The 10,666-nt window shown below is 62.2% G+C and carries 13 protein-coding genes; all 13 read left to right on the forward strand.

Translation table 11 applies throughout. The features are described 5' to 3' along the window. The first annotated feature begins 164 nt into the window (after positions 1-164). Entirely contained in the window at positions 165-446 is a 282-nt protein-coding gene (locus tag JXA24_03900) for a hypothetical protein (protein MBN1282896.1), read from the forward strand. Between the two features lie 189 nt (positions 447-635). Then, entirely contained in the window at positions 636-1,154 is a 519-nt protein-coding gene (locus tag JXA24_03905) for a hypothetical protein (protein MBN1282897.1), read from the forward strand. A 180-nt stretch (positions 1,155-1,334) separates the two neighbouring features. Then, entirely contained in the window at positions 1,335-1,751 is a 417-nt protein-coding gene (locus JXA24_03910) for a hypothetical protein (GenBank protein ID MBN1282898.1), read from the forward strand. Then, positions 1,748-2,704 (forward strand): hypothetical protein, encoded by a 957-nt coding sequence (locus tag JXA24_03915; GenBank protein MBN1282899.1) that lies wholly within the window; start codon positions 1,748-1,750, stop codon positions 2,702-2,704. Before JXA24_03910 ends, JXA24_03915 begins: the two co-directional genes overlap by 4 nt. 218 nt (positions 2,705-2,922) lie before the next feature. Beyond that, positions 2,923-3,345: a hypothetical protein gene (locus JXA24_03920; GenBank protein ID MBN1282900.1), complete on the forward strand. Its 423-nt coding sequence runs from the start codon at positions 2,923-2,925 to the stop codon at positions 3,343-3,345. Positions 3,346-3,358: 13 nt separating this feature from the next. Beyond that, positions 3,359-3,691, forward strand: coding sequence for a hypothetical protein (locus JXA24_03925; GenBank protein MBN1282901.1), 333 nt, complete (start codon positions 3,359-3,361; stop codon positions 3,689-3,691). Positions 3,692-4,025: 334 nt separating this feature from the next. Then, on the forward strand, positions 4,026-4,901 hold the full coding sequence (locus JXA24_03930) for a sigma-70 family RNA polymerase sigma factor (GenBank protein ID MBN1282902.1): 876 nt from the start codon (positions 4,026-4,028) through the stop codon (positions 4,899-4,901). A 3-nt stretch (positions 4,902-4,904) separates the two neighbouring features. Next, the gene (locus JXA24_03935) at positions 4,905-5,399 is read left to right on the forward strand and encodes a hypothetical protein (GenBank protein ID MBN1282903.1); all 495 of its coding nucleotides are present in this window, start codon (positions 4,905-4,907) and stop codon (positions 5,397-5,399) included. Between the two features lie 211 nt (positions 5,400-5,610). Then, positions 5,611-6,657, forward strand: a complete 1,047-nt coding sequence (locus JXA24_03940; GenBank protein ID MBN1282904.1) for a hypothetical protein — start codon at positions 5,611-5,613, stop codon at positions 6,655-6,657. A 103-nt stretch (positions 6,658-6,760) separates the two neighbouring features. Beyond that, complete coding sequence (locus JXA24_03945; GenBank protein ID MBN1282905.1) at positions 6,761-7,429, forward strand: hypothetical protein; 669 nt, start codon at positions 6,761-6,763, stop codon at positions 7,427-7,429. Positions 7,430-7,524: 95 nt separating this feature from the next. Then, complete coding sequence (gene fliI, locus JXA24_03950) at positions 7,525-8,892, forward strand: flagellar protein export ATPase FliI (protein MBN1282906.1); 1,368 nt, start codon at positions 7,525-7,527, stop codon at positions 8,890-8,892. Between the two features lie 107 nt (positions 8,893-8,999). Next, positions 9,000-9,515, forward strand: a complete 516-nt coding sequence (locus JXA24_03955; GenBank protein ID MBN1282907.1) for a flagellar FliJ family protein — start codon at positions 9,000-9,002, stop codon at positions 9,513-9,515. 110 nt (positions 9,516-9,625) lie between these two features. After that, complete coding sequence (locus tag JXA24_03960) at positions 9,626-10,402, forward strand: flagellar hook-length control protein FliK (protein MBN1282908.1); 777 nt, start codon at positions 9,626-9,628, stop codon at positions 10,400-10,402. The last annotated feature ends 264 nt before the right edge of the window (positions 10,403-10,666 follow it).

Here is a 10,666-nt window from a genome sequence, read left to right on the forward strand (position 1 = left end):
GATTATTCGATAATTGGAATTTGGTGCTTATTTGGAATTTGGGATTTGGTGCTTGGAATTTGTCGAATGGGGGTGATCCGACGACAGCCTGCCTGAAACAGGCAGGGACCCGGGGGCAGGAGCTCGTGCTTGTATTGAGACGGGTGTTCTGCTAATTTGCGGGCATGGCCAATCATAATAAGGGTGAGAACAAATACGGGCAGGCGGGATACCCGGCGGTGGAGCGGCTCATAGACACTGAAGATTTCGACGACATCAACTCGGCCTTTGAGCGCGCCTACGACGAGCTGGACGGGATCTACAAGAAAAAGAAGGGGCTGAAGACCCAGCGGGACGCCAGGGCAGCCATGAAGTCTTTGGAACTCACCCTCGACCTCTTCCGCGAGCTCCTGGCCATAAAGTACCGGCTCCAGGAGGAGGCGGCGAAGAAGGCAGAAAAGCCGTGACTCGTAACTCGTGACTCGTAACTCGTAACTCGTGACTTGTGACCGGCGGTCCCCACCATGGGCAATCCAGGTTCTAACATCTTGTAATTACATCATATTTTTTGTAATCATTTTTTTTCTTCCCCCACGCAACTTTGCCTCGACGCCTTACCGATAATAAGGGTGAAAGGTAATCCAGGAGGATTCACTATGACGATCGAGAGACTGGACCAGTTGCTGAAAAACACTCCCAAGGCCGCAAAGGTCAAGGGGCCCAAGGCGATGGGCGCGGATTTCGGCGGTATGCTGGATGCGGCAAGCGCCATGAGCCCGGTCGCCACCACGGCGGGCCAGCTCTACGGCAACAACAGCTCCGCTGCTGTGCTCGCGGCCGCCTTCTCGGGCATCTCCGCCGGCGCTTCCACCATGGGCTCGGGCGCATCGCTCACATCCTACGGCACCCCGTCCTACGCGGGCGGCTTTGCGGCGCAGACCACCGGCAGCACCTTCGGCGGCCTGAGCGACGGCACGACCTCCGTGATCCCCGGGACAGAGGGATTCACGCAGATGGACATGATCAACACAATGAACCAGAACAACCTCCAGCTCCTCGAACTGCAGGCCACGATGCAGAGCAACATGCAGGGCTGGAACACCAAGTCGAACATCCTCTCCGCCGACCACCGCGCCCGCATGGCGATGATCGAGAAATTCACGGCGAGGGGCTAAGGGTAGTCTGAAATAGGGATGGAATTCCGGCCGCGGATTGCATAAAATGCAGTCCGCGGTTTTGCATCAGGCCGTAACACGTGACTCGTTACTCGTGACTCGTGACTGGCGTGAAACACAGGGTTTTACGAGTTACGAGTTACGAGTTACGAGTTACGAGTAACGGATTTCGGGGGTTTTATGGTCCACATCGATCAGAAACACCTCACAGTCATGATGGAGGCGGGCTACGTCTATCTCGGCATGCGCCGCTTCAAGGAGGCCAGGGCGGTCTTCGAGGGGCTGTGCGTGCTCGCGCCCGACTCGGACGTGCCGCTGGTGGCCCTGGGTAACGTCGATTTCTGCGAGAACCGGGTGCCCCACGCCATCAAGAGCTACGAGCAGGCCCTCAAGCTCGACCCCGAGAGCGTCTTCGCCAAGGTCTATCTGGGCGAGGCGCTGATATTCGCGGGAAAAAAGGACGAGGGGGTCTCGCTCCTCAAGGAGGTCGGCCGCGCGGACAGGGGCGGGGCCGGCCAGTTCGCAAACGCACTCCTGGACGCGCTGAAGCAGGGGTTCGAGCCCAGGGCGCCCGCAAAAAGGAAGAGGAACTCATGAAAACGCGAAATCGCCTCGCCTGCGCATCTGCCGTGGTCATCGCCGCATGCCTTCTGCTCTCAGCCTGCGGCAGGGTGGCGCTGTACCAGAACCTCGCCGAGGAGGACGCAAACGAGATCCTCGTGCTCCTCTCCGAGAACGGAATCAAGGCAGCCAAGAAGAAGCAGATCGTGCAGAACGAGATCACCTATTCCATAGAGGTCGCTGACAACGAGATGGTGAAGGCCCGCTCGCTGCTGCTCTCCCACAACCTGCCGCGGCGCAGGGAGCTCGGGCTCACGGGGGTCTACAAGGAGAAGGGGCTCATCCCCACGCCGGACGAGCAGAAGGCGCGCTACCTGCTGGCCATCAAGGGCGAGATCATCAACTCGCTCAGGCGCATACCGCAGGTCATGGACGCCGACGTCGTTCTAAACGTGCCCACGAGGGACGAGTTCGCCACCTCCGACCAGCAGCACCAGCAGAGGCCGACCGCCTCCGCGGTGGTCCGCGTGAAGCCCGACGAGTCGGGGCTCACCTCTGTCACCGAGTCGAAGGTCCAGCAGTTCATATCCAACGCGGTCGAGGGGATGAACCCGCGCGACGTCACGGTCATCATCAGCTACATAACCGCCCCCGGCGCCGCGAAGCCGGGCGACGTGGTCGCGTTCAAGGGCGAGCCGCGCGGCGCGCCCCAGCCGCCCGCGATCGTCCCGGCGGTGGAGCACGAGCTCGTCGGGCTCAAGCTCGACGCCGAATCCAAGGACAAGCTCAAGGTCTATCTCCTGATCTTCTTCCTGGTCCTGGTCGTGCTCTCGGTGGCGCTCATGGTCGTGATCGTGCAGGGCGCGCGCATGAGGCGCACCCTTGCGGCGCTCAAGGGACCCGCCGGATCGAACCCGGCGATAGAGGGCGAGGTCATGGAGGAGGGGCCGCCGCGCCTCGAAGAGGGGCCGCCGGAGGACGAGCTGTGAAAATCGTGACTAGTGACTGGTGACTAGCGGTAATCAACGGGAAATCTTGTTTATCACGCCAGTCACCGGTCGCCAGTCACCAGTCACGCTCCAACGTCACGCTAAGTAGTTGATATTCTCAGATAAAATACTATATATTTTTTGAGGCTGGACGCAACTTCGGGGGCTCGTCTATCCGATAATATAGGTGAGAGGGACATCCAATCGAAGAGGTACGCATGTCATTCAACACAGTTCAGCCGGATCTGGTGAGATACGAGATGCGCATGGTTCAGGGCGTGGACCCCAAGGTGCGCGAGCAGAAGAAGCCTGGCGCTTTCGGCCGCTTCCTGTCGGGCATGGGCAAGATACTGGGTTCAGTGGCCATGCCGCTTTCGTTCATCTTCCCGCCCGCGGCGCTGGCTGCAGCGGGCATGTACGGCGTGGGCCAGATAGGCGACCAGGTCCAGCAGCGCTCGTACGCCAAGGCGGCGGAGAAGATGCAGAGGGATGCCCCGCAGCAGGCCGCGTTCCCCGGGCTGGAGGTGGGCGGGATGCCGGTGCAGCCGGCCTCGTTCGACATCTCGGCGCGCGACCAGCAGGTCATGCAGGTGCTGGACGCCAGGGGCGGCTCGATGACCGACATGTCGCAGAGGATATGATCCGGAGGGATCGATGGTGAGGGCGGTCGATACAGAGGCGGTTGCGAAAACCAGGGAGCTCAAGGGCTTCGAGCCGGTGAGGCCGGCGGAGAAGGGAAGACCCGAGGTCGCATTCGAGAGCGACTCCAGACCCGAAGCCCCGTCCGCAGTGCCTGCCGGAAACGCTCTCTTCGCGGCTCGCGGCAGCATGTATGCGAACATGAGCCCTGCCCAGCGCGCGGCCTTCATGAGCGCGCTCGATGGGTGCAAGGGCGACGTGGTGTCGATCTACGGCGAGAAGGCCTACAACGCTGTGGAGTCGCTGCTGAAAGAGGTCATGGAGTTCACCGGCAAGGCCCCTGCCTAATCCATCAATAGACAGCAAATTCCAAGCACCAAAATCCAGATAAATTCCAAATTCCAAGCACCAAACTCCAATGAATAAATATAGATGTCGAATTTGGTTGTTTGGAATTTGGGATTTGGAGTTTTGAATTTGATCTAAATATTGGGGTCTCAAGGCCCCGGTTTCCCTCGATATCGAGATTAATTCCACCATCCCGCTTTGCTCCGTCTGACAGTAAGTCACTATAAATCAATTGGTTAGCGATTCGGTCAAGGCTGAAATTTGTGGCACGGATTCTGCATCTTATCTTCGCGTACGGGTCGCCCTGCGCTCATCGGCGACCATTGGGGGGAAGATGGCGAAGACGGCGCTCAAAAAGGGTGGGAAGCCGACAAAGGGCGAGATAGCTGCCCAGGCCAGGATAAGGGCAAGGGTGGAGGCCCTGAAGGCGGCTGCCGAGGCAAAGGCGAGGACATCGTCCGATGGAACGAAATTCACAAAGAAGGAGACCGTCGCCATCAAGGCGCGCGACGAGCTCATCGAGCAGTACATGCCCTATGCGGCCTCGATCGCCAGCAGGGTCTGCCAGAGCCTCTCTGCAGCGGTCGATTACGACGAGGTCCTGTGCAACGCGAGGCTGGGCCTGCTCGAGGCTGCCAAGCGTTTCGACGACAACCAGGAAGTCGATTTCCGCACCTTCGCCTACTATCGCATCAAGGGCGCCATCTACGACGGCCTGCGCCGCAGCGGATGGCTGCCCCGCACGCTGTATGCCAAGATCAAGTTCGAGGAGGCTGCCAACGAGTTCCTTCAGAACCGCTCCCTGGGCAACGCGTCGGAGAACGCAAGCCAGCGCAACACGCACGAGAAGGTGGAGGAGAACTCGGTCGCAGAGACCGTCAACAGCCTGGCCTCAATTTACATCATATCCCTCGACGCAAACGAGGACATGGAGGTCGAGGACCAGGATTCGGGCAACGTGGAGCAGCGGACCGAGTTCATGCAGGTCCGCCGCCACATGCGCGACGCGATAAGCACGCTGCCGGAGAAGGAGAAGCTCTTGATAATGATGTATTATTTCCAGAACAGGACGCTGGAGGAGGTCGGGGAGAAAATCGGCCTCTCGAAGTCGTGGACGTCCAGGCTCCACGCCCGCGCCCTGTCTCTGCTGTTCAAGAGGATAAGGAACCGCGCGACGTCCACGCCGGACGGCGAGGGGGAGGAGGAGTAAAATATGGCTATCGACGCAGTCGTGACACAGCTCAATTCCAGCGCCCTCGGCAAGGCGATCACCAACTCAGAGGGGATGTCCAAGGTCGCGGGGCAGGGCTCGTCGTTCAACGACATCCTCTCCCAGAAGATGGACGGGGGCATGGAGTTCGCCGATGCGATGGGAGTGCTCGACAACGACATCACGCCCACCAACCACATGCAGTCCCTCGAGGGGGGCGAGGTGGCCTTCACCCCCGAGATCGACGTGACCCAGGTCGGCAGCCCCGAGGCCTCCGGCAAGGTCCTGGACATGCTGGGCGAGGTCAACAAGGGCCAGATGCAGATGGACAGCCTGGTCAACCACATCCTCTACAGCGGCAAGAAGTTCTCGAACCAGGAGCTCCTGGTCATACAGGCGCACGTGTTCCACTTCGCCCAGATGACCGAGCTGACCGTCAAGGTTGCGGAGCAGGGCGTGTCCTCGATAAAGTCGGTGCTCAACACGCAGGTCCAGTAAGGTTGTATAAAAAATCGGGCGCGCTATAATGGGCAGGCGGCGCGTCCTCATGGGGGATACACGGGGGGATGCCGGGCATCCCCCCTTTTTTACTGTATTTGAATGACCAATGGATTATCGTGACTCGTAACCCGTGACTCGTAACTGGCGTGACAACAGGGGTTTACTGTTGATTACCGCCAGTCACTAGTCACGAGTCACGAGTTACGTTATGAGCATGCAATCGAACGCAAGGCAGAGGATATTCGCGGCGCTGGCGGTCAGGGCGCTGGCCGAGGGGGCCCTGCAGCTCCTCGACTACCTCTCCGACGCGGAGGCGCGGGCGATAAGGCCCATGGTCAGCCTCTACCTCGAGGAGCCGGAAGGCGACCGGGCGGCCGACGCCCTCATCTCCCGGTCGATCGCCGCCGAGAGCTTCAGCTCCATCGCCGAGGTCCACCCCGCATGGATACTCGAGCACCTCAAGTCGGAGCCGCCGCGGGTGGTGGGCCTCATCCTCCGGGCGCTCCCCTCGAGCCACGTGCGCTACCTGCTCCGCCACCTGCCCCCCATGCTGCGCGAGTGCGTGCCCAACATGGTGGAGTCGTTCGCGGTCAGGCCCGAGGTCCTGGACCTCATAAGGCGCAGGTTCGAGGCCAACTTCCTCCCCATGCGGGTCTCCCGCTCGGTGGCTCACCCGGGATTCGCCCACCTCTATTACCTCAAGTCCGAGGAGGTCTCCGAGTTGGTGCGGGAGCTGGGCCTGTTCGAGATGGCGATCGCGCTCTCGGGCATGCACAGCCAGGCCCTGCACATGGTGTTCAACCGGATGGATCTCAAGGTCGCAAAGCGCCTGCAGAAGAGGATGAAGCAGCTCGCCGGGATATCGCCGGAGCTGCACCGGCAGGCCCGCTTCAACCTGCTCGAGATAGAGGGCAGGCACGAGGGGCCGGACCGGATGCTCACGTCGGTGGGGCTCGCGGCGCTGGCCTCGGCCTGCGGCCGCGCTCACGAGCACGCGGCGATGCTCGTCCGGCAGAAGCTCGCGCCGCTCGAGGCGTATCTGCTCAAGCGCTTCATCGAGGAGCGGCGCAAGACCCACAACCCTGCGGTGGCCGGGGAGAGGGAGAGGATCGTGCTCACGCTCGTGGCCCAGCTGGCGGAGGACGGCCGCATAGCGCAGCAGTGGCGCTGTTTTCACCCGATGTACAGCGCCGATGACGACAGGAGGCTCTCCGAGAAGTGGGAGGACGAGACGATCTCCATGAAGGTTGAATGAGGCGCTGGTTGTGATAGAGGTTTCGTAACTCGTGACTGGTGACTGGTGACTGGCGGGAGCGCGCTAGTCACTAGTCACGAGTCACTAGTCACGGGGGTTTCGGATGGCCGACAAGATCATCAAGAAGGACGCGGTGGGGGGCAGGGTCGAGCCCTCGAGGGTCAGGCCCGGCGCCGAGATAGTCCCGGACAGGGGCGGCATCGTGCACAGGCGCGTGGTGGACGCGGACGACCAGGCTGCGAAGATACTGCAGAGGGCTGAGCAGGACGCCCGGCGCATAAGGGACCAGGCCGAGGAGGTGCTGGTCCAGGCCAGGGGCAGGGCCGCGGCGGAGGTCAAGCGCGGCTACTCCGAGGGGGAGGCCAAGGGGCTGGCGCAGGTGACAGAGAAGCTCATGGCGCTCGAGCGCATGCGCGAGGAGTTCTACAGGAACGCGGAGCCGGACGTGGTGAACCTCGTGCTCGACATCGCGGAGAAGGTGATAGGGAGGCTTGTGCGCGAGAACAGCGAGGCGATAAAGGGGATCGTGCGCCAGGCGCTGGAGCGGAGCCTCGGCGACAGGATAACGGTCAGGCTCAACCCCGAGGACTACAGGATGCTCATGGAGTCGGAGCACGAGTTCAGGGATGTGCTCGACAGGACGAAGAGGCTCGCGTTCCGCGAGGACGAGGCGATCTCCAAGGGGGGCTGCATAGTGGAGACGGAGGTGGGCACCATAGACGGTCGGCTCGAGACCCAGATGGCGGCCATAAAAAAGGCGCTTACTACGTGACTAGTAACTAGTGACTGGTGACTGGCGGTTATGAACGGGTCATCCTGGTTATCACGCCAGTCACCGGTCACCAGTCACCAGTCACAGTTCACGATATGGCAGACAAAGTGAAAAACCAGGCAGGCCCAGATGGTGGATCGGAGTTGCCGGTGGTGGACTTTGCAAAGTACCGCCACCTGCTCTCGTCGGTCTCGACCTACAGCATAAAGGGCAAGGTCACCGAGCTCACGGGGATCGTCGTGCGCGCGGTCGTCCCCGGGGTGCGCATAGGCGAGCTCTGCTTCATAGTCCCCCACCACAACAGGCCGCCGATCAAGGCGGAGGTGGTGGGCTTCCGCGACCAGGAGGTGCTGCTCATGCCGCTGGGCGAGCTCGAGGGCATCGGCCTGGGCAACGACGTGATACCGACCGGGCACACCCTCACCGTGCGCGTGGGCGAGGGGCTCCTCGGCAGGATACTCGACGGGATGGGCGACCCGCTCGACGCGGAGGAGAAGGGGCCGCTCCGGTTCTCCGCCGAGTACCCGGTGACCGCCAATCCGCCCGAGGCGCTGCACAGGGAGCGGGTGACGAGGCCGCTCTCGGTGGGAATCAAGTCGATCGACGCCACTCTCACGGTGGGCGAGGGGCAGCGCATAGGGATCTTCGCCGCCGCCGGGGTCGGCAAGTCCACCCTCATCGGCATGATCGCGCGCAACACCGAGGCGGAGATCAACGTCATCTGCCTCGTGGGAGAGAGGGGCCGCGAGGTGCGCGACTTTCTGGAGCAGGACCTCGGGCCTGAGGGCATGGAGCGCTCGGTGCTCGTGGTCTCCACCTCCGACCAGCCGTCGCTCGTGAGGCTCAAGGCCGCCTACGTCGCCACCGCCATCGCCGAGTACTTCCGCGACCAGGGCAAGAAGGTCATCCTGATGATGGACTCGATCACCCGCTTCGCGAGGGCGCTCCGTGAGGTGGGGCTCGCGGTGGGCGAGCCGCCGGCCAGGCAGGGGTACACGCCCTCGGTCTTCTCCACGCTGCCCCGGCTCCTCGAGCGCTCCGGCAACTCGGACAAGGGCTCCATCACCGCGTTCTACACGATCCTCGTCGCGGGCGACGACATGAACGAGCCGGTCGCCGACGAGACGCGCTCGATCCTCGACGGCCACATCGTGCTCTCCCGCGCCCTCGCCGCGCGCAACCACTACCCCGCCATAGACGTCTCGGAGAGCATCAGCCGCGTCATGGACTCGATCATAGACGACGACCACAAGGCGGCCGCGCGCGAGCTCCGCGAGGTGGTGGCCAACTACGAGAAGGAGCGCGACCTGATCCTCATCGGCGCATACGAGGAGGGGTCCGACCCCAAGGTCGATTACGCGCTCGAGAAGATCGAGGAGGTCAACAACTTCCTCAAGCAGGGGGTGGACGAGAAGGTCTCCCTCGAGGATGCCATCGCCTTGCTCAAGGAGATATTCGACTGATCGTGACACGTGACTCGTAACTCGTAACTCGTAACTCGTGATGGGGGTCACACAAAAGGTTTTACGAGTCACGAGTAACGAGTAACGAGTAACGAGTTACGGATTTCATGGCAAAACCCAAATACAGGCTCGAAGCGCTGCTGAGGATCAAGGCCCGCATGAAGAAGCGGGCCGAGATGGCGCTCGCCCGCGCGATCGTCGAGCTCAGGAAGGCCAAGGAGAAGCTCGAGAAGCTCAAGGAGGAGAAGAAGAAGATCGTGGAGCGCTGGCACGAGGCCCGCAAGGAGATGCGCAGGGACATGGCCGGCGGCATCGCGGTGAAGAAGAGCAACGTGCACGTGAACTTCATGCGCAAGCTCAAGGAGGACGAGGAGGCGAAGGAGGAGGAGATAGAGGACCAGAAGGCGGTGGTCGAGGACTGCGAGGCGCAGGTCGCCAAAGCTCGGCGCGAGTACATAGACGCGGCCAAGCAGCTGCAGATCATGGAGAAGCACAGGGAGCTCTGGCAGAAGAAGGTGGACGACGAGATCACCCGCAAGGAGGAGCGCGAGATGGACGAGCTGAGCACCACGATCCATCAGCTGAAGCGCTGGCGAGGGGAGAAGTCGGTGTTTGAGACGTGAGCGCCTCCCGCCACAATTTGAGGACCCTTTTTCCGATGACGCTGTAAAAAGGGGCCTCAAATTCTGGCTCGCGGCGCTCGGCTCAGTTGAATTGGAGATGGAGGTTTTCAATGGTGGACGAAGTCCGAAAGAGCGATCTGGCGCGCGAGGAGCGCATGCGCGAGCAGGCGGCCGAGAAGGCCAGGCCCAAGCAGCAGGAGAGCGAGTTCGACCGGCTCGTGAAGGGCGGTCAGATGCAGCAGCAGGCCACGACCGCGAAGCTCCAGCAGAAGCCGGTCACCGAGCAGGCCATGGACGAGGCGGCCAAGCGCGAGCAGCGCGAGCAGGAGCTGCGCAAGAAGGAGCACGACGAGCGCAAGGAGAAGAAGGAGGGCGCAAAGCAGGAGCAGCGGCAGAGCTCCGGCATCACCGAGCAGAGGGTCGTGGCCAAGGGGGGCCACGGCGAGGGCGGCGGCCGCGGCGGAGGCGAGGGCCGCGGCGGTTTCGACAGCTCCGCGGGCAGGAGGGGCCTTTCGAAGAAGCTCAGCGACGTGGGCGTGAAGACCCTGCCGGCCGACCTGCAGAAGAAGTTCGCGGCCAAACTCATGCAGGCGCAGGCCGCCCGCTCCCAGGGGCAGGCCCAGCTCACCCAGCAGCTCCTCAACAAGATCGTGCAGTACGTTCGCATGGGCATCAACCGGGCGGGCGAGAAGGAGATCCAGATCGACCTCCACGAGAAGATCTTCCGGGGCTTAAAGCTCCGCGTCACCGCCAGCGGCGGCAAGGTCTGCGTTCACCTGCGCACGCGGGACGCGCGCGGACGCGAGGCGCTCGAGAGGAACTCCGACCAGCTCAGGAGGGCGCTCGCCGACAAGGGCATCGACGTCTCCGAGATCACCATCGCGTAATTCTGTTCAGCAGACGGAGCGGGTCGGGCGGCTCCTCCCGCCACAATTTGAGGACCCTTTTTCCGATGACGCTGTAAAAAGGGGCCTCAAATTCTGGCTCGCGTCGCCGACCAGGCCTCGCTATTGTCCGACGCCACCCGGAGGCGCAATCGTGCCGATTTGACGGAGCGGGTTGTGGCGCTCTTCGCAGCGTGGCTCGAGCCTGCCTGCCGGCAGGCAGGGAGGCCGGATTCAGTAGCCTATATATACCGGCCGACGAAAGCC

This window comes from Pseudomonadota bacterium (assembly GCA_016927275.1).
Lineage (GTDB): Bacteria > UBA10199 > UBA10199 > 2-02-FULL-44-16 > JAAZCA01 > JAFGMW01.

What these genes read in the sequence shown, in the direction of transcription:
- JXA24_03960 (MBN1282908.1), top strand. Translation starts at nt 9,626, where the DNA reads ATGGTGGACGAAGTCCGAAAGAGCGATCTGGCGCGCGAGGAGCGCATG.
- JXA24_03910 (MBN1282898.1), top strand. Translation starts at nt 1,335, where the DNA reads ATGGTCCACATCGATCAGAAACACCTCACAGTCATGATGGAGGCGGGC.
- JXA24_03920 (MBN1282900.1), top strand. Translation starts at nt 2,923, where the DNA reads ATGTCATTCAACACAGTTCAGCCGGATCTGGTGAGATACGAGATGCGC.
- JXA24_03925 (MBN1282901.1), top strand. Translation starts at nt 3,359, where the DNA reads ATGGTGAGGGCGGTCGATACAGAGGCGGTTGCGAAAACCAGGGAGCTC.
- JXA24_03935 (MBN1282903.1), top strand. Translation starts at nt 4,905, where the DNA reads ATGGCTATCGACGCAGTCGTGACACAGCTCAATTCCAGCGCCCTCGGC.
- JXA24_03930 (MBN1282902.1), top strand. Translation starts at nt 4,026, where the DNA reads ATGGCGAAGACGGCGCTCAAAAAGGGTGGGAAGCCGACAAAGGGCGAG.
- JXA24_03945 (MBN1282905.1), top strand. Translation starts at nt 6,761, where the DNA reads ATGGCCGACAAGATCATCAAGAAGGACGCGGTGGGGGGCAGGGTCGAG.
- JXA24_03900 (MBN1282896.1), top strand. Translation starts at nt 165, where the DNA reads ATGGCCAATCATAATAAGGGTGAGAACAAATACGGGCAGGCGGGATAC.
- JXA24_03915 (MBN1282899.1), top strand. Translation starts at nt 1,748, where the DNA reads ATGAAAACGCGAAATCGCCTCGCCTGCGCATCTGCCGTGGTCATCGCC.
- fliI (MBN1282906.1), top strand. Translation starts at nt 7,525, where the DNA reads ATGGCAGACAAAGTGAAAAACCAGGCAGGCCCAGATGGTGGATCGGAG.
- JXA24_03905 (MBN1282897.1), top strand. Translation starts at nt 636, where the DNA reads ATGACGATCGAGAGACTGGACCAGTTGCTGAAAAACACTCCCAAGGCC.
- JXA24_03955 (MBN1282907.1), top strand. Translation starts at nt 9,000, where the DNA reads ATGGCAAAACCCAAATACAGGCTCGAAGCGCTGCTGAGGATCAAGGCC.
- JXA24_03940 (MBN1282904.1), top strand. Translation starts at nt 5,611, where the DNA reads ATGAGCATGCAATCGAACGCAAGGCAGAGGATATTCGCGGCGCTGGCG.